Source organism: Bradyrhizobium yuanmingense (assembly GCF_900094575.1).
Lineage (GTDB): Bacteria > Pseudomonadota > Alphaproteobacteria > Rhizobiales > Xanthobacteraceae > Bradyrhizobium > Bradyrhizobium yuanmingense.
This window is the reverse complement of the sequence record NZ_FMAE01000010.1, coordinates 74411-98803: the sequence shown is the minus strand read 5'-3', so window position 1 is coordinate 98803 and position 24393 is coordinate 74411. Positions and strand designations below refer to the sequence as shown.

The window sequence follows — 24393 nt, the reverse complement described above, 5'->3', positions numbered from 1 at the left end:
TGTGGGGGGAGGCTCTGGTGAAACGCTATCGGCCGCATATTCTTGTCGTGATCGCGCTCGCGGTGGTGTTGTCCACGGGCTGGCACGCTGCGCTTCGCAATGCGCTCACCGATCTTCGATTCAAGTGGCAAACGCGTGCGGCCACCGGCGACATCGTCGTGGTTGGTATCGATGCGCCGTCGATCGACCAGATCGGGGTGTGGCCCTGGCCGCGGCGTCTCCATGCCGAAATGCTGCAAAGGCTGGAAGCGGCAGGCGCGCAGGACGTTGCCTTCGATGTCGATTTCAGCACGCCGTCGGATCCCGCCTCCGACGCGGCCTTCGCCAAGGCATTGCGAGACGTCGGCGGTTCGACGATCCTGCCATCCTTCAAGCAGCCGACACCGAGGGGCGGCCCGGCTCACGTCAACCGGCCGCTGAAGTCGTTCAGCAACCAGTCGTGGCCGGCCGTCGTCAATGTCGCGATCGAATCCGACGGGCTGGTTCGCCGCTATCCGTTCGGCGAGAAGCTCGGCGACGCTTTCATGCCTTCGATGGCCGTTGTGCTGGCGGGCCAGGACGCCAATCGGCGACCGCCCTTTCTGATCGATTTCAGCATTCGCGCGCCCTCCATTCCCGCCGTCTCCTATGTCGACGTGCTGCGCGGCGATAGCGCCACGCTCGACAAGCTGAAAGGCAAGAAGGTCATCATTGGCGCCACGGCGCTCGAGCTCGGCGACCGTTTCAGCGTTCCGAACGGCAGGATCGTCTCGGGGCCGGTCCTCCAGGCGCTCGCCGCTGAATCGATTCTTCAGAACCGGACGCTGCGCTGGACCTCCAATATCGGCATGGTGCTCGGACTGGGCGCGATCTGCCTGCTGATGATGTATTCGTGGCGCCGTGTCGCGCCAGGACTTCGCGTCGCAATCCTCCTCGCAACCGGAGCGGTGGTCGAACTGGCCGCAATCCTTGTGCAGGCAAGATGGCCCCTGGTCATCGATACGTCGCTGTTCCACATCGCCATCGTCGCTTACCTGACCGCGATTGCGCTCGACGAAATCGACTTCCGCAGCCTGCTCGGACGCATCGCCGAGAGCCGCTTTCATCGCATCGCGATGTCGCTCGGCGACGGGCTGGTCTGCACCGACGAGGATCACCGCATCACGGTCTGGAATCCCGGCGCCAGCGCGATTTTCGGCTACATGCCGGCCGAGATCATCGGCCGCCCGTTCGAAACGCTGTGCGCTTTGCCGGCACACGCCGGCGCAAGGCCGTCCATGCACGACGCCGCGCGCCAGGCGCTTCTGGTTCCGGGCGGCGCCGTCGTCGTCGAGTTCGAAGGCCGGCGCAAGAGCGGGGAAACCTTCCCGGTCGAGGCGAGCTTCTCGGGCTGGCAGGGAACGGACGGCTTTCAATATGGTGCGATCCTGCGCGATATCTCTGTGCGCAAACGTGAAGCCGAACGCATTCGATATCTCGCCGAACATGACGCGCTGACGGGGCTGGCCAACCGGAACATGCTGCATGTGGGCCTGACCGATCTGATCGCCGCGGCGGAGCGACGGTCTTCGAGCGTCGCGTTGCTCGTGCTCGGGCTCGACGGCTTCCAAGAGATCAACAACATGCTAGGTCACTCCGCCGGCGATCTCGTGCTGCGCGCGGTCGCCGAGCGGCTGCGGAGCGAGGTCGGTGGTAAGGCGATCGTCGCCCGGCTCAGCGGCGACGAATTTGCCATCGCGATCGATTGCGCAGAGATCACCGAGCCGGTCGCGGCGGTGACCGAGCGAATCGCGCGCGCGTTCGAAGCCCCTCTCGCAACCGGCACGCGCCAGCACCGGGTCAAGACCAGCGTTGGCGTCGCCGTCTATCCTGAAGGCGGGAGCAACGCCGATGATCTCCTGAGCAACGGCCATCTCGCGCTGACGAAAGCCAAGGCGACCAGGCGCGGCGGCCACGTCGTATTCGAAGCCGCGATCCGGCAGGAGCTCGAGAACCGCTTGAGGCTGGAGGGCGAGCTGGCGCTTGCCGCCGATCGCAGCGAATTCGAGTTGTTCTACCAGCCGCAAGTTCGTCTGATCGACGGCAGCCTGGTCGGAGCCGAAGCGCTGATCCGCTGGCGGCATCCGGTGCGCGGCTACGTCTCGCCGGCCGAATTCATGCCTGTTGTCAACACCTCTGCGCTGTCGGAGCGGATCGCGAACTGGGTGATGGAGACCGCCTGCCGCCAGGCGCGGGCTTGGGAATTGTCCGGCAGCGATGTGCGCGTCGCGATCAACCTCTCACCCTCGCAGCTTCAGTCCGGCGACCTCGCGCATTCCGTTGCAGCGCTGCTCGAAGAGACCGGGCTGGCGCCGTCGCTGCTCGAGATCGAAGTCACCGAAGACATCCTGCTGCATGACGAGCGCCGCGTGCTTGAAATGTTCAAGCGAATTCAGGAGCTCGGCGTCCGGATCCTGTTCGATGATTTCGGCACCGGTTATGCGAGCCTGAGCTATCTCAAGAAGTTTCCGCTCGACGGCCTCAAGATCGACCGGTCGTTCGTCTTCGGTCTTCTGTCGAATTCCGACGACGCCGCCATCGTCGGCTCGACCATCGGCCTGAGCAAGCAGCTCGGTCTCACCGTCGTGGCCGAAGGCATCGAGAACCGCGCAACGGCCGACTTCCTGGTCAGCATGGGATGCGAAGAAGGGCAGGGCTATTTCTTCGGCCGTCCGATGCCCGCCGAGGCGTTTGAGAGACAGTTCCTGGCGGCTGAGCTCGAGACTGTCAGCGCCGCCTGAGCGAGCGGCTTTGGCCTGCGCGTTGACACCAGCACTCCGAATGGAGGCTGGTTGTCTTGGCGAGCACCGTCGCGCGGGTCAACATCCGGTATTCAGCGTCCAGTGACGGTGCCCACATTCCTTGCTTCCCGCGAGTTCGCATCGCGATCTGAGCGCGGAAATGCGCCACGGGGATTGGCCTCGCATGGTCTGCTTTCGAAAGCTGAGCGGAGAGGCCTCTTGAAGTGCGCAGGGCAGCTTTTGACCCAACTCGGACATCGGACCGCGGCGAAGCCGGTTTCATCCCTACCAAAACGCTGGCCTCAGTCATATGATGCCGTCGTCTGCGGTTGAGGTAGGTATGAGGCGCCGGGACTTGCTTGGTGCTCTTGCTGGTCTGGTGGCCGTGCGGCCGGTAACGGGCCGCGCGCAGCAATCCCCTCGATTGCCAACCATCGGGTTCTTGGGTCAGAGCACCCCTTCGATCGAGCGCCAACGGCTTGCTGCATTCTTGAAGCGACTGAGTGAACTCGGATGGATCGAGGGGCGAACAGTCGCGATTGAGTATGCGTGGGGCGAAGGAAACAGTGAACGCTTCGCTAAATTTGCGACGGATTTCGTTCGGCTTAGAGTCGATGTCATTGTAACCTCGGGGACCGCAAACGTTATCGCGGCGATGCAGGCAACATCGGTTATTCCGATCGTGTTCGCGGTGGCGGGAGACCCAGTTGCAAACAAACTGGTTGCGAGTTTGGCGAAACCTGGCGGCAACGTCACGGGCCTCTCGACGGTAGCAACCGATCTTGCCGGCAAGCGCCTAGAACTTTTGCGCGAGGCCATTCCAAGTCTTCGGCGTTTGGCAGCTATTGGGAACATTGGCAATTCCTTGTCCGCACTGGAGCTTAGTGAAGTGCAAGCGGCGGCGGCGAGGCTTGGTCTTGAGACCGACATCCTCACAATTCGTCAAGCAGAGGACATCCCGTCTGCCTTTGAGGCGCTAAAAGGTGGTGCAGGGGCATTGTATATAGTTGCCGATCCGCTTGTGAATACCCACCGCGATCGGATCCAGACTTTAGCAATGGGAGCGCGACTGCCAACAATCTACAACGCCAGAGAGCACGTCGAAGCGGGTGGCCTCATGTCTTATGGGCCGAATTTTACGGATTTGTATCGCCGCGCTGCCGAATACGTCGACAGGATTTTGCGTGGAGCAAAACCCGCTAATCTTCCGGTGGAGCAGCCGGCCAAGTTCGACTTCGTCGTAAACTTGAGGACCGCCAAGGCCCTCGGCCTAGCTTTGCTGCCGTCGATGCTTGCCCGCGCAGATGAAGTGATCGAATAGAGCTGTTGTTTGCTGCGGTGCATGAGTCCGTTCATGGCCCATCGTGTCACATTGGTGAGCAAGATCGGCCGGACCGGTCGCGTTTGACCCGAAACGCACATCGCGGCCGCACCTGGTTCCCCAGTCGCGCCGGTACTTACGGGTGGGCGGCAGCCAAATTCTCCACCGAATTTCGCTAGCCTGACGCGGAATGAGGTGCGACACTCGCGCCCGCGGTTTGTCACGCAGTAGGCCACCATGGCTGACATCCCGGCCACTCACTATGTCAAAAGTGACGACGTCCATATTGCCTATCAGGTGATGGGCGACGGTCCGCGCGACCTGCTGTTCGTCCCAGGTTTTGTCTCCAATGTCGAAGCGCTCTGGCAATCGCCGGCACGCGCTTCCTTTTTCCGCAAGCTTGCAACGTTTGCGCGGGTCATCACGTTCGACAAGCGCGGCACCGGAATGTCCGATCGCGGTTCCCAGATCTTCACGCTTGAACAGCGGATGCACGACGTGCAGGCGGTGCTGGACCAGGTTGGTTCTCAGCGGGCCACCTTGTTTGGCGTGTCCGAGGGCGGTCCGATGTCGCTGCTCTATGCAGCTACGTATCCCGAACGCACGTCAGCTCTGGTGCTTTGTGGCACTTATGCGCGACGCTCGTGGGCCCCTGACTACGCATTCGCGTGGACCGATGCGCAGTGGAGCGCTTTCCTCGATGACATTGAGCACCATTGGGGTTCGGCAGATGCGATGAGTTTGCTGATGTGGGCGCCTAGCCTCGCTGGCAATAAGCAGGCACTTGAGCAAACCGCCGCCTACTTCAGGGCCTCGGCAAGCCCAGGCGCGGCATCGGCGATCATGCGCATGAACCGGGAGATCGATGTCAGGGACATCCTACCCGTGACGCGTGTGCCGACCTTGATTTTGCATCGCACCGATGAGCGCGTCATTGACGTGAAGCATGCGCGCTACATGGCGCAGCAGATTCCTTGCGCCAAACTGATTGAGCTCAGCGGTCAGGACCATATGGTCTGGGTTGGCGATCAGGATGCAATTATCAATGAGGTCGAAGAGTTCGTCACCGGGCATCGGCAAGCAGCGGAGCCGGACAGGGTGCTTGCAACTGTGCTGTTTGTCGACATTGCGGGATCGACGGAGCGCGCGGCCGCTCTCGGCGACGGCGCCTGGCGCGTGCTGCTGGATGCGTTCTATGCCAAAGCTCGGGGCGTGCTCGGCCAGTATCGCGGCCGCGAAGTCAATACCGCCGGCGACGGTTTCCTTGCCACGTTCGATGGCCCTGCGCGCGCTGTGCGTTGCGCAAGCGCAATCGGCGACGCGGTGCGCCCGCTCGATCTGAAGGTCCGTTGCGGTTTGCATACCGGCGAGTGCGAATTAGTCGCTCACGATATTGTTGGCATTGCCGTGCATATTGGTGCACGTGTGGCGGCGCTAGCTGCCCCGGGTGAAGTTCTGGTCTCACAGACGGTTCGCGATCTCGTGGCAGGCTCTGGATTGACGTTTGAGGAGCGCGGCCGCCACATTCTCAAAGGCGTGCCCGACAAATGGCGTCTGTTCCGTGCGGTAACGACCTAGCACGTCTTCACCCGCCATGCGGTCAACGGACGGATGACCGCTTTTGGCCCACCGCTGACTTCGCCTCTTAGGCTCGCAGCGTCCGCTTCCGAGGGCTGAGGGGAAACCGTCGCCGGAGCCGCCGAGGGCAGCCTTTGACCCAAAGCCGACCTGCCGCAATGGAATGAATGCAGACGACAAGGAGCTGCCCGAGCCAACACGGCCTTACTCGAACGTACCCGGCTAGGCTTTCCTGCCTGACGACGGATCACCGGTCGGACGTCAGCGATTGGGGTCCGGACGGAGTAGATCAGTCCTGAGAAGCCGGTCCAAGTGTCAGCGGTGGCGTCCGCTGGGCGTCGACTCGCCGGACAGCCGACCCTCACGTACCAAAGCCTCGCTTCGTACCCCGCTGTGCCTTGAAACCTTGCATCTCAAGCTGCAGAATTGCCAGGCACCCCAAAGGCTGACGATGGATGCCGCTGCGGCAGGAACAACGGGTTGAGCGGCACCTTGCCGCGATTTTTGCGGCGGACGTCGCGGGCTACTCGCGATTGGTAGGCCTGGACGAACTTGGCACCTTGAAAAGCCTCGCCAGCGCGCGTGAGGTCATGGACACTCTCATTGAGGAGCATGGGGGCCGGATTGCCAACACTGCGGGTGACAGCGTCCTGGCGGAGTTCCCGAGCGCGGTCGATGCCGTTCAATGCGGCGTTGCGGTCCAGGGTCGACTGCTAGAAATGGGACGAGAGATCGCTCGAGACCGGCGTGTCCAGTTCCGGATCGGTATTCACGTGGGGGATGTCGTAGCGCGCGGGCGAGATCTGCTTGGAGATGGGGTCAATGTCGGCGCGCGGCTCCAAGAAGTCGCCGAGCCAGGGGGCGTGTGCATCTCGGGCGCCGTCTACGAGCAGGTCCACAAGGCGCTCCCATTCTCTTTCAAGAATCTGGGTCTTAAAAAACTCAAGAACATCGACCGAGCGGTCCAGGCCTACGCTGTTTCGAGCGAGAGCCTGGGCTCGGCGCGGACGGGCTTCGCCGACCCGACCGCGCACGATGGCGCATCGCAGCGGGCGCGAAGCATTGCCCTTGCTGCGATCGCCGTCGCTTCCCTGGTGCTTGCGAGCGCGGGCGGAGCCGTGTGGTGGATGGGGGCCCAGCAGCGAGGCGGGGTGCAGAACGCGGGCGACAGCACCCCGGTGCGGTCCGGCAAACCCTCAGTTGCCGTGCTGCCGTTCTCCAATCTCAGCGACGACAAAGCCCAAGAATACTTCTCGGATGGGATTACCGATGATGTGATCAACGAGCTTTCCAAAGTGGCCGGGCTCTTCGTCGTCGCCCGCAACTCCACCTTTACCTTCAAGAACACTGCCGTGGACGTGCGAAAGGCCGCTGCGGATCTCGGGGTCCGCTACGTGGTGGAAGGCAGCGTGCGCCGAGCCGCGGACCGGATTCGCATCAACGTTCGACTGGTCGATGCGGCGAGCGGCGGGCAGCTCTGGGCAGATCGCTACGAGGGCGCGATGGGAGATGTTTTCGGGCTGCAAGACGAAATCGCCGGCAAGATCACGCGAACATTGGCGGTTCAGTTGACATCCAAGGAGCAGGGGCAAATCGCCACCAAGCGCACCGAAAACCCGGTGGCCTACGACGAATTCCTGAAGGGTTGGAACAGGTACCTTCAGCAGAATCCGAAGGCCGCGCGCGAGGCGATCGGCCACTTCGAGCGAGCGATCGAAATCGAGCCGAATTACTCTCGTGCTTTTGCTGCGCTCGCGGCCACATACTGGCAGATTGCAAGGAGACAATGGCAGGAAGAGAGGTTCGGGCTAAGATCGGTGCACGATGCGCGCTTGAAGGCTGAAGAGTACATCACAAAAGCACAACAGTCTCCGATTTCCCTCAATCATCAGGTCGCTTCGGCCATTCTGTCTCAGCAAGGAATGCACGAGAAGGCGATCAAAGAGGGAGAGCGAGCAATCAGCATGGATCCCAACGACGCGAACGCCTACGTCGCGCTCGCTGGAGCGTTGAGCTTAGCCGGTCAGCCGGCCAAGGCTCTTGAGCTCGTCCTCCATGGCATGCGGCTCAATCCATTCTCCCCACCTTCTTACTTTTATGAACTCGGATTGGCCCAATTCGGGTTGGAGCAATTTCAAAGTGCAGCGGCAAGCTTGGAGCGGGCTATCGCTCTCAATTCAGACGACCGATGGGCTTATCGTGTACTTCTCGCCGCCTACGGCCATTTGGGCCGGAAAGCGGACGCTGAACGGATCTTTTCGTTGGCCGAGAAGAATCGACAGGGACTAGACCCACTCTCTATTCGAGGAACTGCTTTCTGGTATCCCTTCAAGGATTCAGCGGATTGGGAACGCATGGCGACGGGCCTTAGACTCGCCAACGTGCCCGATTAGCGGCCTCAAAATCTCATTACCTGACCTGGGGCGACGTCCAAGACCTGGACACTAGTAGATCCTAAAGCTTTCTTGAATTCGGCCGGGGTTCGGTTCAGCACCGGAAAGGTGCCGTAGTGTATTGGTATCACCGCTTTCGGCTTGATCAGCTCCCGAACCGCGTAAGCGGCTTCGTCAGGCCCCATGGTGAAAAAGCCCCCGATGCACACCAGCGCGAGGTCCGGGTTGTGGAGCTCCCGAATGAGCGCCATGTCGCCAAAGGCGCTGGTGTCGCCCGTGTGGTAGACCTTGAAGCCGTTCTCCATCTCAATCACGTAGCCAACGGAAACTCCGGCCCCTCCGCCTTGCCGGATGGATGCTGACTGGTCAGGGTTCCTTATGCCGAGAATATTGTAGTCGAGCGACGAGCTGTGATCGGCCGGCACCATATGGATCTTGACGCCCCGGCCGAGCGGCTCGGCCATGCCGCCCCTATTCATGGCAATGACGTTGTTCTCTTCAAGGAGACCCAGCGCGACAAGATTTCGTCCGAACTCGTAATTGGCAAGAACCTTGGCGCCCGTCAGACGTGCCAGATCGAGGAGATCGGAAATATGATCCTGGTGGCCGTGCGTCACTAGGATCAGGTCCACTTTTCCAATCGCCTTCAAGTCCCGGTACTCAGGCGGCGTCTTCGGGTTTCTGGTGAGGAAGGGATCAATCACTATCACTTTGCCGGCGACACTAGTGATGCGGGTCGTTGCGTGCCCAAGCCAAAGCACTTCCACCGGTTGGGCTGCGGGATAGCCCGGGACGATCACGAGAAAGAAGCTCACAAAGAGAGCCCACTTGGCTTTCATTGGAAACTCCGAACAACCGCTTCTGCTTTCGTGATTACTCTATCACGGTATTCGACGGAGTCGCACGCGATCCGACTGAGAGCCCCGCGGAACTTGGAACCATGTTCAGACGATCTAATTGGAACGTTGTCCATCTCAGCTGAGGACCAGCAGCTGGTAAGCATCTTGATGAGGAGGGAGCCAAAAATGGACGACGAACGAAAATCATCAAAAGCGGGGAAACGGGCCGCTGAAGGCTTGCGCGAAGCAGCTTCCAAGGAGGAAGAAAAAACCGAGAGCAAGATGGGGCAGGATCTAGCTAAGGGCGCTGATCGTTTCGAAGAGCGCTCGAAAAGCTCTGATGGAAGAAGCGCAGGCGAGAAACAAAAAAGACTGAATCCACCAGCAGACCCGTCCCGGCTTTCCGGCTTTCTGACAGAACGCACCCTCAAACGACTGCGCGGCGTTTACGCATAAGGCGATGATCTGCCTGCGCTGGCTATTCGTGCCAAGGAAAGGGGCGGCTCGCGCGTGAAGCGCGCTTATGACCCCACGGCAGACGTTAGGCTGTTCGCGTTGGCAAGTTGCTCAAGCGGCCGTGCTGCTGCCTAGAGCACGGCGACATCGCGAACGCAATCGGCGGACGCTTGCGCGAGCCGCGCTCAGCATCCGACCCTTCAAGGTGAAGTTTACCGTTGGCAGGTGCCACCGCGGCAATGCGACGAATAGTGCCTTCGGTACTCGGCTCCGGGACCGAACCGCAGCGCGAGCCAGTCCTGACGGAGGATGGTCTCACTAGGGGGCGGTCGCAGACAACAGCGTTGAGGGACATTAGTTCGCGTCAGCTTTGGCTCCGCAGCGATTTTCACGATGCACCAAAGCGCGATGCGATTAGGATGAATCGTCATCGCGCTTTAGGTTATTGTTTGAGTATGATCTTATCGGAAAACCGCTACGCACTTTTCCGGATCATGCTCTAACGCACAGAGGCGTCGAATGCCGTCACCCGTTCAAGGCTGTAACAGCGAAAGGAGGCGTTGTCGGTCCTGATCAAGAACACGCTGGGCTCTGCGCAATGTGTCCAACTCTATTTCAGCGGTAGCGGTATCCTTTCCTTCCCGCTTCAACTGAAGGATCGCTCTCTCTTGCTCTGCAAGGCGTCGTTCTCCTTCAACTACATCGCGCTCGACCTGCCTCAACGCATCATAGACGAAGGTCTTGTCCATCAGTGTGCTCAGCTGGCGCCGCCAATCTCTTCTTTTTCGATCAACCTCAGCTCCGTCTCAACGTTCCCGCTCGCCACCGCTTTTCGCCGAAGCCAATCTCATGCGCCGGGCAGATTAAAGCTGCTTGTGCCCGCAGAGCACTGCGCTGGCGCCGGGCTGGTTCCTTGTCTGGCGATTCTTCAGAGCCGCCTCATCGATCCAGGTACCGCTTGGTCCCTCGGTGCCATTGCGAGAGAGAGCAGCCGCACGCGCTCGTTGGCACGCATGCCAGCATTCGGTCATCGTCTTGGATCCAGTCAGGCCCCGAGGAGGCTTGCTTGCCGGCTGTCGCCAGCCACAGCTTGTGTCCCTCGCATGCTCGGGCAGATAGATAGCTCGCCGTAAAGAAACCAATTCCCCAGCGGACTGCATCGTTCAAGTCCTGGCGCAATTAAATATTAATATAATACGCCATTTTAAATGAATTAAATGCTGGACGAGATTTAAATTTGGATTAGAATGAGGGCCGCTTGGCGCCGGATGAACGCGTCAAGGACCTCCTAGAAGCGGCCCCATCATCCCGCCCTGTCGCCCCGTTCCAAGGATGTAAGGGCCGCTTCTAGGGCAAATTGTGAGGCAAATCATGCACCTGTCATTAGGTGATTTGTTTCTCATCTCCGCGGCAACGGCTACGCTCCTCATGATTGAGATCGGAGTCTTGATGATCGTGGGTCTGATCTGAGCCAGTGAAGAAGAGCGTAGGGACTGTTCTGAGGACCACCTACATATCACGTCTCGTTGTAAGCGTGTTCGGCCTCGATCGCGCGGAGCAGGGCGGCAAGGCTGGGATATTCCGCGCCATTGCGGACGTAGCAATTGACGTGCTCGGCATAGCGAGCCGATCCGTCGGGCTTGCCCTGCAAGTGAACAGCAGCACGGCACTGTTGGCGGAGCTCCGGCTCGTTGCTTTCCGGAAAGCATCCGGAACGGAGACGTTCCTATTATAAAGCGAGGAGATTTTCGTCGGGGGCGAGCAGCTTCACGCAAGTGCCGCTTTCGTGAAGCATCAGCTAGATTAGCCGTTCTCGACCGTATAAGGCGATGCTGGCGCCACACTCTGTGGCGCTGACCTTTCGTTGGTAAAAGTAGCACTCCGCTTGGCTCTGACGTAGATCGGCTCCGAGGCCGGACCGCAGCGCCGAGCCAGGCCTGACGCAGGACGGTCTCACCGAGGGGGCGGTCGCAGAACAGCTACCGCCGGCGCGCCACCGCGACGCCAAACAGAAAGGCGACGAACAGGCTGGCAAGCGGTGCTTCGCGCGTGATCGCGGAAACCGTCGCGAGTGCCCCGCCGGGCTTGCGCGATTCCTCGACTGCGGAGGTGAGGCGATCGACCGCTGCGTGCAGGCCTCCGGCGACTTCACCAATGGTGCGGGAGACGTCCGCGGCCGTATCGATGGCACGCTCGGCCATGCCGGGCTGGGACGAGGATTGCGGTATCTCCGTGCTCAAGGACGCGACCTCCTGGCGTGATGATCGAAGCCGGCACCTTTGGCTATCCGCGCGAGCGCTCGTTTTGAACAGCGGGTCTTGGTGACCTTTGGCTATCCGCGACAGGCGCCGTGATTGACGGCGGGTGCCGGCCTTGGATGGGCAATTCAGCGCAGGGAATTTTGTTCCGGATGATATGCCGGCGGCTTGCGCGCTCCCCGGGAAACGACGGGTGCGAATCTCTGTTAGGCTGGGTGAACCTTGCTGACGTCAGGAGGCAGCCGTGACCGACCGGACCATGACGGATCGACCCCGGCGCATCGCCTTGCTCGGCGCTCCCATCGACATGGGGGCTTCGCAGCGCGGCACCTTGATGGGGCCTGCGGCGCTGCGCACCGCCGGCCTTGCCACATTGCTGGAAAGCCTCGATTTCGAGGTCGTCGATTATGGCGATCTGTCCATAGCCGAAGTCCGGGACCTCGCCGACCGGCCGCCCGAAAAGGCCAATCACTACCGCGAAATCCAGCGCTGGACGCGCGTCCTCAGCCGCAAAGGCTATGAGATCGCGACATCAGGTGCGCTGCCGATCTTTCTCGGCGGCGATCACACGTTGTCGATGGGGTCGGTCAATGCGATGGCGCGGCATTGGCAGGAGCGCGGCCGAGAACTGTTCGTGCTGTGGCTCGACGCCCATGCCGACTACAACACGCCGGAAACGACGATCACCGCGAACATGCATGGCATGTCGGCCGCGTTCCTGTGCGGCGAGCCCGGGCTCGACGGCCTGCTCGGCGACGATCCACGCGCTTCGATCGGCCCGGACAAGCTCGATCTGTTCGGCGCGCGTTCGATCGACAAGCTCGAAAAGGAGCTGATGCGCACGCGCCGGATCAGGGTCGTCGACATGCGCCAGATCGACGAGTTCGGCGTCGCCGTCCTGATCCGCCGTGTCATCGAACGGGTCAAGGCAAGCAATGGCGTGCTGCATGTCAGCTTCGACGTCGATTTCCTCGATCCTTCCGTGGCGCCGGGCGTCGGCACTACCGTGCCGGGTGGCGCCACGTATCGCGAGGCGCACCTGATCATGGAGCTGCTGCACGATTCCGGCGTGGTCGGATCGGTCGATATCGTCGAGCTCAATCCGTTCCTGGACGAACGCGGCCGGACCGCGCGCACGGCAGTCGAGCTGATCGGCAGCCTGTTCGGCCAGCAGATCACCGACCGGCCGACGCCGAGCAATGCCATCGCGCCGGGCGAATGATGGCCGCTGGTCTGCAAGCGAAAGGCCGCGCCCAGGTCGAGCGCGGCTCTCGTGGCGCCTGATCGGCTGCTCTCACCAATGGCGGTGGTGCCGATGCCAGTGGTGCCGAACGACCGGATAGGACCCACCGTAATAGGCGTAGGCGGGGCGCACGACGCGGCGATAGCGATAGCCGTAGGATACAGGCGCCGTGTAGTAAGTGGTGGTGTAGCCACCGCCCCATCGATAGGGTTCGTCGTATCCGTAGTCGTAGGCGTAGGGGCCGCCGTAGTAACCGGCACTGTAATAGCGGGGACCGCCATAGTAGCCATATCCCGGTCCCCAGCCGTAGGCGGAGGAGGCAAGGCCACCGATGACGGCGCCTGCGACCAGGCCGCCGGCGATGCCAGGTCCCCAACCTCGCCAATGGGCTTCGGCGGGAGACGTTGCTGCGATCGAGCTCAGGCCTAGAGCGCCGGCCATCAGGGCTGACATTGCAATCTTCTTCATCAACATACCTCTCACGTCACATTGCCCCAGGGAATAACGGGAAGAATAAGCAATGGTTGCTGCTGGCCGGTAACGACGCCAATGGGTGCTCGGCGTCGGGACGGCGTCACCGAGAATTCGGGGCTGGACGGCGACGCCTGCAGTTCCCATCAGTTCGACCAAATACCTCCAAGAGGTTCGGGACTGCCCCGAGCGGCGCGCGGCGCGCCGAGAAAGAATCCGATCAAATCGCCCCTGAATCATTAAATGGTCGAACACCGGGAAAAACCGGAAACTTTGGAGCGTGTCCTTAAGTTGGGACGCCACGAGGTTCGGATTTCCGGAGAGCAGGCATGGACGACGACATGGTCTTGAAGAACGCCGCGGACACCGCCTGGACGGTGTACCGGGCGCGGCACCCCGAGGTCGCCGCGCACGACACAAGGCGCTGTCTGCTGGAACGCCATCTGCAGAGGAGGTGGGAAGAGCACCCAAGCGATACCGAAGAGCTCGCCTCTTTCGGGATAGCCTACCTGCACCGCCTTCCCAGGGATGAATGTTGACGTGCATGAAGATGCTCGTTGTCCGCGTGGCCCACACGAGCACGAGGCCGAGTTGGACCCTGCTTGCGATTTCATGTCTCATCTCGGCGACCATCGTGACGGTTTTGCGCGTCGTGTGCGAGGGATAGAGCTTGCGCCCGGAGTGTCCGAGCCGGGAACTCCACCCAGCAACCCCGTCGCCTCGCGCGAGGCCACGACCGGCGCGGCATCGCCCAACGCTACGAGCTGCAACAGTAGGGGAACCGGAGGGGGCTCGACCGAATTAACCTGCGATAGGAAGATTGCGGACCCTTCGATGACATATGGTCGCTTCGCGTACTCCATGTCCAGAGCCCTGCGTCACCCCGGCGTGATGGCGTTGATCGTGGCGGGCGTGACGATTGCGGCCATGCTGATCGTCGACCACGGCCCGTGGAGCCGGGCCAAGACACAGCCGGCCCACGTCGCGATGTACGCGACCACGGGCGAAGCGGCACGGGCCGCTGGCGCTCTGGTGCTCCCGACCGATCCGAAATCGCCGATCGAGCCGCAGCGGCCGAAGACGTCTCCAACCGTCAATCCCGTGACGCCGTAAAGCGCGATGAATCGTCATCGCGCTTTAGGTTATCGTTTGAGCATGATCTTTTCGGAAAACCGCTAGACACTTTTCCGGATCATGCTTCAGCCTCTCAGCTCTTGCGGCCGTAGTTGAGGAGCCCGCCACTCGTCTTCGGCGGATGAGCCCGCAAGGCTTCCTCGTTCGGCTCGGTGCCCCAGCCGGGCCGGTTCGGGATGATGAGATGGCCGTTCTCGATCTCCGGCTCGTGCGTGAACAGCTCGCGATCCCAGGACAGACGATCGATGTCGATCTCCATGATGCGCAGGTTCGGCACCGCGGCGCAGAAATGCGCGTTCATCATCGAGCAGAGATGGCCGTAGAAATTGTGCGGGGCGACGTTGACCTCGAAGGCTTCGGCCGCCGCGGCGATCTTCATCGACTGCCAGACGCCGTTCCAGGGCGTGTCGATGATCGCGACATCCATGGCCTGCGCGTGGAAGTAGGGCAGGAATTCACGCAAGGAGAGCAGCGTCTCGCATGACGAGATCGGGTGCGGGCTTTGCTTGCGTATGTAGGCGAGCGCTTCCGGATTGAAGCTGTCGATCTCGACCCAGAACATGTCGAGGTCGGCGATGGTGCGCAGGATCTTCAAGTAGCCTTCGGTCTTGGCGTTGAAGTTGCAGTCGAGCAGGATGTCGACGTCGGGGCCGGCGCCGTCGCGGATCGCTTCCAGATGCATGTGCAGGTCGCGCAGGATCTTGCGGTCGACGTTGATCTCGGGCGCGAAGGGCGAGCCGAAGCCGGGGCGCCAGCCGGTCGGCTTGCCCTCGTCATAGGAGAAGATGTTGGTCTTGAGCGCGGTGAACTTCTTCTCGCGCACCTCGCGCCCCATCGCCTTGACGCCGTCGAGAGTTTCGATCGCCGGCTTGTACCAGGACGGGTGGTTGATGCGCCACGTGGCGCAATGCGACCAGTAGACCCTGACGCGGTCGCGGACCTTGCCGCCGAGCAGCTCATAGCAGGGGACGCCGAGCGATTTCGCCTTGGCATCGAGCAGCGCATTCTCGATCGCCCCGAGCGCTTGCGCCACCACGCCGCCGGCCGCAGGACGCGTCGCCGCGAACAATTCGGCAAAGATGCGCTCGTGCTGGAAGACGTTCTGCCCGATGACCCGCGCCGAGAGGCGCTGGATCGCGGCGCCGACGCCGGGCGAGCCAAAGCCTTCGTCGAATTCGCTCCAGCCGACGATGCCGTCCTCGGTCGTCAGCTTGACGAAATGATAGTTTCTCCAGCCGGCATCGCAGGCGAGGATCTCGAGGCTCGTTGCTTTTGAAGATTTGGTCATGTCGCTCCCTGTCGCCCGGCCGGGCTTTTCTTGTCGCCCGATCTTGAGCCGGGCCCGGACCGCATTGTTAAGCCAAGCGCGGGGCGGCGGGAAGATGCAGAGATGCGGCGCGGCAGCGCGTCCGAAGCAGGCCTTGCGTCAGCCGATCACCGACGAGCCGAGCAAGGCGAGAACGGCGAGCGCCATGACTGCGGTGCCGAGCCAGCCCAGCGCGATCAGCCAGGAGCGGGCCCTGAAGCGGCCCATGATGGTGCGGTTCGAGACGATCAGCATCATCATCGCCATGATGGGGACGGCGACGATGCCGTTGAGCACCGCGCTCCACACCAGCATGTTGATCGAGTCGATGCCGGTGAAGCCGAGGCCGAAGCCGATCAGGGTTGCCGCGGCGATGATGGTGTAGAAGCCGGCCGCCTCGTCCGGCTTGGCCTCCAGCGTGGCGCGCCAGCCGAAGATCTCGGCAACGCCATAGGCCGCCGAGCCCGCCAGCACGGGAATGGCGAGCAGGCCCGTGCCGATGATGCCGGTCGCGAACAGGGCGAAGGTGAAATCGCCGGCCAGCGGCCGCAGCGCTTCGGCCGCTTCCGTCGCCGAGCCGATATTGGTGATGCCGTTGGCGTGCAGGACCGATGCGGTGGTCAGGATGATGAAGAAGGCGATGCCGTTCGAGAGCAGCATGCCGGAGATGGTGTCCGTCTTGATGCGGTCGAGCTCGTGATCGCCGCCGCGCTTGAGCTGGCGAAGCGGCTTGTCGCGCTCGCCCTGGTTCATCTCCTCGACCTCCTGCGAGGCCTGCCAGAAGAACAGATAGGGGCTGATGGTGGTGCCGAGCACGGCCACGACCATCAGGAGATAGTCGGCGCTGACGTTCGGCTTCGGCCAGACCGCGGCGAGCAGCGCCGTGCTCCAGGGAATCTGCACCGTAAAGGCGGTCGCGACATAGGCGAACAGCGCCAGCGTGAGGAATTTCAGCACCGGCGAATAGCGCCGATAGGGCACGAACACCTGCAGCAGGGTCGAGCCGGCCGCGAAGATCAGCGCGTGCTCGTGGTTGAGGCCGCCGATGACGAGCGAGAGCGCCTCGGCCATCGCGGCGATGTCGGCGGCGATGTTGAACGTGTTCGCGGCGACCAGCATGGAGACCAGCGCCAGCACCGCCCAGCGCGGCGCGACGCGCATGACGTTGGCGGCGAGCCCCTTGCCGGTGACACGGCCGATCTGCGCGCTGACGAGCTGGATCGCGATCATGAACGGCGTGGTCAGGAACACGGTCCACAACAGACCGAAGCCGAATTGCGCGCCGGCCTGCGAATAGGTGGCGATGCCCGACGGGTCGTCGTCGGCAGCTCCGGTGATCAGGCCGGGCCCCAGCCGTTGCAACAGCGTCGGCGCGGATTTCGTCGGGGTGAGGGCGCTGTCGCTCATGAACGGGCTCGAACGGGTGCGGACGTCGTCTTTAGCAAATGCGAATCGAATACCATAAGTTCCCGCTGCCGAAGCGGGCGGCTGATTTCCGAAAATGCTAAGTCGAGTTTGCTCCGTCGGGCAAAACAGGGCTATATTGCCATCATCGGCCTACCTGATGCTGACGAACATGCCCCAGGCCGCGGCCAGCGCCGCGCCGGTGAAGAGAACCACCGGGTTGTCGCAGAACGTGCCGCCATACCTGCACACGTCCGCGCCGAATTGGCCGAGCTCATGACGGCTCGCGGAATAGAACAGTCCCGACAGCACCAGCAATACAGCGGCGACGTAATACATCGAGGGTCTCTCCGGCTTGCCCCGTCCAGGCGACATGTCCCAGCATGAGGCGAAGAGATTTCACTTCGGCCAATCCGCTTTGCGGCATTTGAGAAAAGTTTGACCCGTCGGGCAAAACACTGGCAAGATGGCACCATCGACGCGCGCAGGCGTCACGATGACAAAAAGGCCCCGCATCGCGGGGCCTTTGTCGTGTCAGAGCTTACCGCCCTATCGCCGCGAGCCTACGCCGTAGAGTTCGCGCTCGCGGACGACATCCTCCGGCGACAATGGCGGGCTTGCGGCGTCGAAGTCGGTCCAGCCGGACTTCTGCCAGGCGGCGCTGCGCTCCTGAAGGTTGACCGATCGCTCGTGCAGAAGCGCATCGAGGCGCGCGCGGTCCTGGTCCGGCACCCTCGCGGACACCAGCGTGCCGCCGCGGCGGACGCCCTCGGCATAACGCGATGCGTCTTCCCTGGAGACGCCGGCCTCGGTCAGAGCGCCGATGATTCCGCCGGTGGCCGCGCCGGCAGCCGCGCCGGCCGCGGTCGAGGCGAGCCATCCGGCCGCGACCACCGGACCAAGGCCCGGGATGGCAAGGAGGCCAAGGCCTGCGAGCAGGCCGGCGGCGCCGCCGAGCCCGGCGCCGATGCCGGCACCGGTGCCGGCGCCTTCGGCGCGATCATCGGTGCCGTCGCGGTCACGATCGACCTTGCCGGAGCGTGAGCCGTACCAATTGTCCGAATTGTTGGCGACGAGGCTGATGTCGGAATGCGGCACGCCGGCGCTTTCGAGCCGGGTCACGGCCCGCTCGGCATCGGCGTAATTGTCGTACAGGCGAGAGATGGTCGTCGTCATGTCTGGATCTCCTGATGTCGCGGATGACTTGCGCGATGACTTGCGCGAGTTACTTGCGCGAATTACTTGGCGGGGTTGACGTTGCCCTGGAAGTCGACGCTGACGTCGGTCTTGGTGCCGGCCTTGTCGGCCTTGCCGCGCCAGACGCCCTCGTTGTCCTTCTGCAGGCCGGAGACGTTGGAATAGCCCGCGCCCTCGATCCGCGATTTCGCCTGTCCCTCGGTGAAGCTGTTGCGGCCCGCGACCGGTGCGTTGGAGTTGTTCTGGTCGGAGCTGTTCACGGCGTTGTTGCCCGGCCCGCTTTGCGCCGGCTGCGATTGGGCGCCCGCGGGCACCGAACCGAGCAGCACCAAGGTTGCGGCCAGCACTGTCATACGTTTCATGTTGTTGTCTCCTGCAAGTGATTGTGCGGGCGACAACAAGTGAGAGTCGGATTGGTTGCTATTGGTTTGGATGAGTTTGCTGCGGCTCTTCGGTCGCGGCTCTTGGTAACGACGACGAGCGAGTTGCCGCCGCGGCCGGACATGCGTCCGCCACCTGCTACTTTGAAGATTGCACAGACTCGGCTTGGCCCTTGGTGGGCTCCCACGGCGCCGGAAGGATCACGCGGATGGGGCGGGCTTCGGTGGCGCCCTGAACCACAGGTGCGGCCTGTTCCTTGACGGGCTCAGCCAGCGCCACGCTCATCAGTGCAACCAGCAGCGCCAGGGAAGTTGTCACCAGCCGCACGTCCAGCATCGAAGCCTCCTGTTTGCGTGCTAACGCAATCCGCCGGAGTTGGTTCGAGGCGGTGGCCGGGAACAAGTGGCAATTTGTCGGGTTTGTAGAACACACGCCTGGAGGACCGGGCTGCTGGAGGAGGACACGATGAACATCAAAGCGATCATTGCTGCCGCCGTGCTGACGTCGGTTGCGGCTCCCGCGTTTGCGCAATCGTTCTACGTTGTGCAGGACGTCAAGACGAAGAAGTGCACCATCACCGAGTCGAAGCCGACGACCACGGAAACGACGGTCGTCAGCGGCGACACCGTGTACAAGACCAGGTCTGAAGCCGAGGCCGGCATGAAGACCGTCAAGGTCTGCACCTCGAACTGATGCACTGAGCGAAGGTCTCACCCGAGCCTGCGCTCGAAACAATGCCCGCGCGGAGCGATCCGTCGCGGGCTTAATTTTTGCAAAGTTCAGCTTACCAAGCCGCTGTTAGTGTCGGTCCGCCACGCGCGGCCAGATAGGAACTTGGTCCGTCTCGGCCGATTGTCGCCAGCGCTTTGAACGACGGTGAGCCAGCTCCAACCATGCAATCACGCTATCCCTTGTTGAAGAGGTGGACGGCGGACGAGCATGAGCGGCTGAAAGCGCTGGCTGAAGCCGGACGCCGCCCCGACGAAATTGCCGCAGAGCTCAACCGGAGCGAAGCGGCGGTGCGGGTGCGGGCCTGGCAGCACGGCATCGCGCTGCGCGGCGTCACGCAGAGGCGCGGCAAATAGCGCGTGCTGGGGGCGTGGACTCGTCAACACTCGGTCAGCGGGTCGGTGTCTGCTTCACGCTCAAGGCGGATTAGAACGCCAAGCGAAAAACCCGGAGTGTCAGCGTCCGGGCCGATCGCAAGTAAGAATTGCAAGTCCAATGCAGGAGCTAAACCAAACCTCAACGGCCCTGTCTGTCCACTTTTGCACACCCGCGCCGAGCAACAAGTACAAGCTGCGTAAACAGCTCATGGACATCGCAATCGACCGTTCTTCGTGTGGTGCGCGTCTCGCAGGAACGACAGCGCAGCGTTTTCGTTGTGCTCGTCTTCTAGACAAAGAGGATAACGATCATGGACCGTGAACATGTGAAGGGCGCCGCTGACAAGGCAAAAGGCGCGATCAAAGAGGGGGCTGGCAAGCTTACCGGGGACAAGGACCTCGAAGCCGAAGGCAAGATGGATAAGGCCAAGGGATCCGCCCACAACGTCGCTGGGAATGTAAAGGACGCAGCGCGGGACGCCTCTGACGCCCTCAAGAAATAGCCAAAAAAGGAAAGTCTGAAACTGGCCGCCTCAGGGCGGCTTTTCCTTTTCTGCCAAGCCCACGGCGACGACGAAACACGCCTGAAACAGTGCTGAAACCAGATCGTCCTGAACTCGGCGCCCGCCGGGGCCGACCAACCAAGCGAAACGGAGAGACAATCATGATCCAGATCGGTTCGAAGGAAGAAGTCGCGCTGCTGCTGGCGCTGTTTGGCACCCACACCCAGAAGGCAGAGCGGCCGAAGCCGAAATCCCAGCAGAGGTGAGTGACGCCATGCCCGGTTTGGCCGAATGCCAGAGCCTGCTCAGGCTCCTGATCGCCAGGGGCGATCCCAAGGCCATCCCGCTTGCCAAGGGCGCCATCGACCAGTACCTCAACACCGCACCCGCGAGCATGCGCGGGCGGGGCCTGCGCGTGCTTCAACGCGATGCGCTGGACCAGCACGATGCCGCGGTCGGCGTGCAGCGCTCGTTCGCCGAGACGGTGGACGCCTACATCGAGCGCAAGCTTGCGGAGGAATAGGCGGGCCGGTCGCAGATCGGCCCCCTGTTCCCGGAACCCATTGGATCCCAAGAGATTTTTTAGTCCCGCCGGAAACCTTTGTCCGTGCTTCGGCCTATAGGGCAAAGGATTGCGCTCATGGCCCGATACTACTTCAACCTTCGCGACGACAAGGGAATTGCGCTGGACGAGGAGGGGCTGGAATTGTCGAGCCCGCGTGCCGTTCAGGCCGAGGCCGCCAAGTCCGTCGCTGACCTCGCGCGCGATGCGCTGCTCTCCGCGCCGCTCACCGGCGACCGGCGGGAGTTGGCGATCGACGTGCGCGATGCCAGCGGTCCCGTCATGCAGGTGAAGTTCTGCTTCCAGATCGAAGACCTGAAGTCGCGGCCGCGCTCACGCGGTCACTGACGCGTCAGCGTCGGGCGGGACGGCTCGGGCAGGGGCGGGCAGAGCTGCTCGGAGTCCAGCACGGCGATCTTCCGGCTGAGCTGCCAGACCTCGACCTTGCCGAGCCGCGTGAACCGCTTCGCAAAATCCAGCGCGGAGGAATCGGACGGGGCTTCGAACGCTTCGGCGGAGCGGAAGACACCGTTCTCGCCGATGAGATAAGCGCGATATTGCATCATGTCGGCGCCCTCAGGCCGGGCGAGCGCAGCCAGGAATCGATCTGCATGGCGGTTTCGTCGCGGCGCGCCTGGCGCAGCAGCATGTCGCGGCGGGGGCCAGGGGCCAATTTGCGCGCTTCCTCGCGGCAGCGCTCCGCTTCGTCCGCGAGTCTCTCGCGCAAGGTGGTGGTCTGTTTGAAACGACGCCGCTTCTGCATGGGCGTGCTCCCTCGTTAGAGTAGGGCGGGAGCGCAACTGGCGTTCTCATCACCGATCTCTGCCACGGGCCTTGCGGTGATGATTAACCCTACGCCTTTGGCAGAGGCGAGTCACATCATTTGATATGGCGCGCTGATTTATTTTCGCGGGCGAAGCTTGAGCATCTTGAGTGGCTTACTCAATTTGCGGCGCCGCGATTCTTGCGTGCACTATTGAACAACATCGATCTGTGTTAGTTGATGTGGCATCACCGGCCAAGGCTTCGTCCGTAGGCGTCGGTGGCTGAGAGACCGAGCGTGCTCCCGCCTGCAAAGCAAGGGGAGCACCGCGATGCAAGTCTATCGGCCGTTGCCTGCCGACCACGAGCAGGCCGAATACATGCGCCAGATCGTGCGCGAATGCCGCGAGCTGCTGAAGCAGCCGCCGCCCGATACGTTTCTGGGACGCAGGACGCACGAGCCTCTCCAGGCCGACGACGACGCTACGCCGAACGAGGAGCGTTGACCGTCAGCGCGATCGCGACGGTTGGCGAGAGGCCGGCCTGCAGGGTGCGGGTTTGCTCGGCGTCGTCACAGATCGCGCGGGCGATCGCGCGCTGACGTCAGGGCGAGGCGAAGCCGTTCTGCTTAGAGGAGGGCGCGCGCGCCAACAGAGGATCGGCCATTGATCCGTGCATGGGCGGTGCAACGCGGTGTGTTGCCGGTTGTTCATGGGACGGCGGCCCCGGTGTGGCTCTGGCGACGGCGCGCGCGGTATTTCTTGTTGTTGCGTGAACCCCTCTATCTTGCGCTCACTCGGAGCGCGGAAAACGCCGATTGACATTGTTCCCTATTTGTTCTAAAGAGGGTTTCAACCTCTGGGCGAACAGCCGAAGTTTGACTCACACTGGAATTTCTGCGGGGTCGTTGATGAGTAGCTCGCTTCTCTCTTTTGTCCTGTTGAGCAGACCGGTGACGCCTGACATGTCAGCAGTCGCCAAAGTTCTTCACGCCCGCCATCCGGAATTGGCAGCAGAGGCGCCGGACGATGACGAGCTGCAACCGGCTCAAGCGAATTCGCCGCTCATCCGCTGTGGCAACGAGCTTGTTGCGGTCATGTCGATGCCGGCGCCCATCCCGCAGGATCCGGGGCTTTGGGCGCGCGCTGCGCGAACTTGGCCCGAAAGCGAGGCTGTGGCAACGAACCATCAAGGCCACATCATCGTCTCGCTGCTCGGAAAATCTGAGCAGCCGCTGGTCGCCGCCCGCCTTACGACTGCAGTCATCGGTGCATTGATTGCCACCGTGCCGGAATGTTGCGGCGTGGTGTGGGCGGGCCGGGTGGCACAGCCGGCCGATCTATGGCTCGATGCGTCTCGCTGGTCGCTCGCACCGTATCCGGACTATCCCTTTAGACTATGGGTCGACATTCTTCCGTTCCGGTCAGGTGCGAAGATCGGAGCGATCACGATGGGCTTGTCCGCGTTTGTCGGCCGCGAGATCGAATTCGTGACCGGTAAGCTCGCGCTTCCGGCGTTGTTCGACAAGGTGGCAGGACTTTCCGTGTATCTGATCGAGCACGGAAACGTGGTGAAGGACGGTGATACGATCGGAGCAACTGCGAGCGAGCGGATTGCAGTGCGCTACAAGAACTCTGATGTTTTTGGAGGTCTGCCGGTGTTCTATTGTACGGATGAATTCGAGCACTAGTCTCCCAAACTTCTTGCACGTGTCGAATGGTAGTTGCACTGCTCGAAATCGCTTTGACACGTCGGGCAAAACACTGGCAGAATGGCATCATGGAGAAAGGCCGATCAAGCTCGCGGGAAGCCGCGGGCTTTATTGTTGCGCGCAAGCCTTGTTCCACGTGCAAGTCCATGGTGCGCAAAGAAATCGGCTTGAGAACTTCAAAGCTCTGAGAAGCGCCGTGGGCCGAGCGATAGGCAAGGGAGCGACAAACGATGCCCGAGTCAGGTATTGCAGCGCGAAACAAAAAGTCGTCAAAGCTATACAAGTTCGAACGGGATATTAGAGTTAGCACGTCGCCCGGTTGGAACATGGAAAATTTCGACGCCTTGGGCGTTGGCCCCGTGCTGTATTCACCACGAGGCAAGCGAAGCTTTCCTCCGCTCCTAGAAACGCCGCGGCTGCTGATCGCCAGATCTCTCGGGCGGCCGCCGGCCGACTGGGAGCCATTTCACGACTTTTGGCTCGTGTCCGATCGAATGAAAAACGTTCTCGAGTCGGTGGACAGAGAGGGGGTTGCTTTTCTGAGATGCGAAACGCGGTCATTGAGAGGAGAAGCACCGGTATATTGGCTTTGCGATATCGTCCGTGAGCTCGATGTCATCGATGAGGAGAAGTCGAACTTCAAAGTCCTGTACGATGGGACTGATTTCAGGCAGTACGACGGTGCGGCGCTGGATTCCACGTTCGTCTTTCGCGAAGAGGTCATCGGTTCGGCTCATATCTTCCGAGCCCGCTTTTTGAACGAAGTTGTTTGTGATCAAGCAATGAAGGACGCTTGTAAGGCTGCCGGCCTGAAAGGTCTTAGATTTGGAAATCCCTACATCAATTGGGGTTAATCTCAGCCGTAGCGTTCTTGCACTGAGATGCCGTCGGAAGTCTCCCAAGACTCAATGATCTATCAACGCACCTGAAACCGCCCGCGTCCGAAGGTGCTTGCGCGTTGTTGGCGCGGGGGATTCCCCCGATCTACGTGATGTAGCCAAGCCCTCCG

Annotated in this window: 28 protein-coding genes and 1 pseudogene; 16 read left to right on the top strand and 13 right to left on the bottom strand. The window is 61.9% G+C overall.

The genetic code is table 11. The annotated features are described in order from the left end of the window. Nucleotides 1-17: 17 nt before the first annotated feature. From GA0061099_RS31210 to GA0061099_RS31195, 4 genes are all read left to right on the top strand, one after another. Complete coding sequence (locus tag GA0061099_RS31210; RefSeq protein ID WP_036028837.1) at nt 18-2759, top strand: EAL domain-containing protein; 2742 nt, start codon at nt 18-20, stop codon at nt 2757-2759. 355 nt (nt 2760-3114) lie between these two features. Next, complete coding sequence (locus GA0061099_RS31205) at nt 3115-4080, top strand: ABC transporter substrate-binding protein (RefSeq protein WP_157786032.1); 966 nt, start codon at nt 3115-3117, stop codon at nt 4078-4080. 237 nt (nt 4081-4317) lie between these two features. After that, nucleotides 4318-5658: an adenylate/guanylate cyclase domain-containing protein gene (locus tag GA0061099_RS31200; RefSeq protein WP_036028840.1), complete on the top strand. Its 1341-nt coding sequence runs from the start codon at nt 4318-4320 to the stop codon at nt 5656-5658. Between the two features lie 455 nt (nt 5659-6113). Continuing rightward, nucleotides 6114-8051 (top strand): adenylate/guanylate cyclase domain-containing protein, encoded by a 1938-nt coding sequence (locus tag GA0061099_RS31195; RefSeq protein WP_036028843.1) that lies wholly within the window; start codon nt 6114-6116, stop codon nt 8049-8051. A 5-nt stretch (nt 8052-8056) separates the two neighbouring features. Here the strand turns inward: GA0061099_RS31195 and GA0061099_RS31190 are convergent, their stop codons facing one another. Then, nucleotides 8057-8890 (bottom strand): metal-dependent hydrolase, encoded by an 834-nt coding sequence (locus tag GA0061099_RS31190; protein WP_050992072.1) that lies wholly within the window; start codon nt 8888-8890, stop codon nt 8057-8059. 186 nt (nt 8891-9076) lie between these two features. Between GA0061099_RS31190 and GA0061099_RS31185 the strand changes: the two are divergent. Further along, a pseudogene (locus GA0061099_RS31185) lies at nt 9077-9259 on the top strand (hypothetical protein); the annotation flags it as partial. Between the two features lie 620 nt (nt 9260-9879). On the opposite strand, the gene GA0061099_RS31180 reads toward GA0061099_RS31185, so the two are convergent. The 3 genes from GA0061099_RS31180 to GA0061099_RS31170 all read right to left on the bottom strand — a co-directional run bounded on the left by GA0061099_RS31180 (nt 9880) and on the right by GA0061099_RS31170 (nt 11586). Continuing rightward, complete coding sequence (locus GA0061099_RS31180) at nt 9880-10095, bottom strand: hypothetical protein (RefSeq protein WP_036028847.1); 216 nt, start codon at nt 10093-10095, stop codon at nt 9880-9882. Nucleotides 10096-10862: 767 nt separating this feature from the next. Beyond that, on the bottom strand, nt 10863-10997 hold the full coding sequence (locus tag GA0061099_RS42820) for a hypothetical protein (RefSeq protein ID WP_260343353.1): 135 nt from the start codon (nt 10995-10997) through the stop codon (nt 10863-10865). A gap of 328 nt (nt 10998-11325) precedes the next feature. Beyond that, nucleotides 11326-11586, bottom strand: coding sequence for a hypothetical protein (locus tag GA0061099_RS31170; RefSeq protein WP_036007657.1), 261 nt, complete (start codon nt 11584-11586; stop codon nt 11326-11328). 262 nt (nt 11587-11848) lie between these two features. On the opposite strand from GA0061099_RS31170, the gene rocF reads away from it, so the two are divergent. After that, nucleotides 11849-12826: an arginase gene (rocF, locus tag GA0061099_RS31165; protein ID WP_036028853.1), complete on the top strand. Its 978-nt coding sequence runs from the start codon at nt 11849-11851 to the stop codon at nt 12824-12826. A 72-nt stretch (nt 12827-12898) separates the two neighbouring features. Here the strand turns inward: rocF and GA0061099_RS31160 are convergent, their stop codons facing one another. Then, nucleotides 12899-13315: a hypothetical protein gene (locus GA0061099_RS31160; protein ID WP_036007763.1), complete on the bottom strand. Its 417-nt coding sequence runs from the start codon at nt 13313-13315 to the stop codon at nt 12899-12901. A gap of 332 nt (nt 13316-13647) precedes the next feature. Here GA0061099_RS31160 and GA0061099_RS31155 point away from each other — a divergent pair, with 332 nt between their 5' ends. Together GA0061099_RS31155 and GA0061099_RS31150 are read left to right on the top strand one after the other, a co-directional pair. After that, entirely contained in the window at nt 13648-13857 is a 210-nt protein-coding gene (locus GA0061099_RS31155; RefSeq protein ID WP_036007651.1) for a hypothetical protein, read from the top strand. 295 nt (nt 13858-14152) lie between these two features. Next, nucleotides 14153-14431 carry a hypothetical protein gene (locus tag GA0061099_RS31150; protein WP_036028856.1) on the top strand — a complete coding sequence of 93 codons (279 nt, stop codon included), beginning with the start codon at nt 14153-14155 and terminating at the stop codon, nt 14429-14431. Between the two features lie 94 nt (nt 14432-14525). On the opposite strand, the gene GA0061099_RS31145 is transcribed toward GA0061099_RS31150, so the two are convergent. The 6 genes from GA0061099_RS31145 to GA0061099_RS31120 form a co-directional block, all read right to left on the bottom strand. Beyond that, the gene (locus GA0061099_RS31145; protein WP_074448219.1) at nt 14526-15740 is read right to left on the bottom strand and encodes a mandelate racemase/muconate lactonizing enzyme family protein; all 1215 of its coding nucleotides are present in this window, start codon (nt 15738-15740) and stop codon (nt 14526-14528) included. A gap of 138 nt (nt 15741-15878) precedes the next feature. Next, on the bottom strand, nt 15879-17165 hold the full coding sequence (locus GA0061099_RS31140) for an NRAMP family divalent metal transporter (RefSeq protein WP_036007761.1): 1287 nt from the start codon (nt 17163-17165) through the stop codon (nt 15879-15881). Between the two features lie 150 nt (nt 17166-17315). Next, the gene (locus GA0061099_RS31135; protein ID WP_036028862.1) at nt 17316-17501 is read right to left on the bottom strand and encodes a hypothetical protein; all 186 of its coding nucleotides are present in this window, start codon (nt 17499-17501) and stop codon (nt 17316-17318) included. Between the two features lie 210 nt (nt 17502-17711). Then, the gene (locus GA0061099_RS31130; RefSeq protein WP_036028865.1) at nt 17712-18338 is read right to left on the bottom strand and encodes a hypothetical protein; all 627 of its coding nucleotides are present in this window, start codon (nt 18336-18338) and stop codon (nt 17712-17714) included. Between the two features lie 62 nt (nt 18339-18400). Beyond that, a complete protein-coding gene (locus tag GA0061099_RS31125) occupies nt 18401-18721 on the bottom strand; it encodes a hypothetical protein (RefSeq protein ID WP_036028868.1) in 321 nt (106 codons plus the stop codon). 157 nt (nt 18722-18878) lie between these two features. Beyond that, complete coding sequence (locus tag GA0061099_RS31120) at nt 18879-19076, bottom strand: hypothetical protein (protein ID WP_036028871.1); 198 nt, start codon at nt 19074-19076, stop codon at nt 18879-18881. A 129-nt stretch (nt 19077-19205) separates the two neighbouring features. On the opposite strand from GA0061099_RS31120, the gene GA0061099_RS31115 reads away from it, so the two are divergent. From GA0061099_RS31115 to GA0061099_RS31095, 5 genes are all read left to right on the top strand, one after another. Next, nucleotides 19206-19433, top strand: a complete 228-nt coding sequence (locus tag GA0061099_RS31115; RefSeq protein ID WP_024343260.1) for a hypothetical protein — start codon at nt 19206-19208, stop codon at nt 19431-19433. Between the two features lie 200 nt (nt 19434-19633). Further along, nucleotides 19634-19825 (top strand): Myb-like DNA-binding domain-containing protein, encoded by a 192-nt coding sequence (locus GA0061099_RS31110; protein ID WP_036007637.1) that lies wholly within the window; start codon nt 19634-19636, stop codon nt 19823-19825. 332 nt (nt 19826-20157) lie between these two features. Continuing rightward, complete coding sequence (locus tag GA0061099_RS31105; RefSeq protein ID WP_036028878.1) at nt 20158-20349, top strand: CsbD family protein; 192 nt, start codon at nt 20158-20160, stop codon at nt 20347-20349. A gap of 274 nt (nt 20350-20623) precedes the next feature. Continuing rightward, complete coding sequence (locus GA0061099_RS31100) at nt 20624-20872, top strand: hypothetical protein (protein ID WP_036007635.1); 249 nt, start codon at nt 20624-20626, stop codon at nt 20870-20872. 117 nt (nt 20873-20989) lie between these two features. After that, nucleotides 20990-21259 (top strand): DUF6894 family protein, encoded by a 270-nt coding sequence (locus tag GA0061099_RS31095; protein WP_036028881.1) that lies wholly within the window; start codon nt 20990-20992, stop codon nt 21257-21259. Here the strand turns inward: GA0061099_RS31095 and GA0061099_RS31090 are convergent. Together GA0061099_RS31090 and GA0061099_RS31085 are read right to left on the bottom strand one after the other, a co-directional pair. Further along, nucleotides 21253-21477, bottom strand: coding sequence for a hypothetical protein (locus tag GA0061099_RS31090; protein WP_036028884.1), 225 nt, complete (start codon nt 21475-21477; stop codon nt 21253-21255). The genes GA0061099_RS31095 and GA0061099_RS31090 overlap by 7 nt on opposite strands. Further along, complete coding sequence (locus GA0061099_RS31085) at nt 21474-21674, bottom strand: hypothetical protein (protein WP_036007627.1); 201 nt, start codon at nt 21672-21674, stop codon at nt 21474-21476. The genes GA0061099_RS31090 and GA0061099_RS31085 overlap by 4 nt, the downstream gene beginning before the upstream one ends. Before the next feature lie 331 nt (nt 21675-22005). Between GA0061099_RS31085 and GA0061099_RS41475 the strand changes: the two genes are divergently transcribed. The 3 genes from GA0061099_RS41475 to GA0061099_RS31075 all read left to right on the top strand — a co-directional run bounded on the left by GA0061099_RS41475 (nt 22006) and on the right by GA0061099_RS31075 (nt 24238). After that, nucleotides 22006-22179: a hypothetical protein gene (locus tag GA0061099_RS41475; RefSeq protein ID WP_167361686.1), complete on the top strand. Its 174-nt coding sequence runs from the start codon at nt 22006-22008 to the stop codon at nt 22177-22179. Between the two features lie 458 nt (nt 22180-22637). Beyond that, a complete protein-coding gene (locus GA0061099_RS31080) occupies nt 22638-23363 on the top strand; it encodes a DUF4261 domain-containing protein (RefSeq protein ID WP_244429378.1) in 726 nt (241 codons plus the stop codon). A 251-nt stretch (nt 23364-23614) separates the two neighbouring features. Beyond that, entirely contained in the window at nt 23615-24238 is a 624-nt protein-coding gene (locus GA0061099_RS31075; protein WP_074448218.1) for an imm11 family protein, read from the top strand. Nucleotides 24239-24393 lie beyond the last annotated feature (155 nt).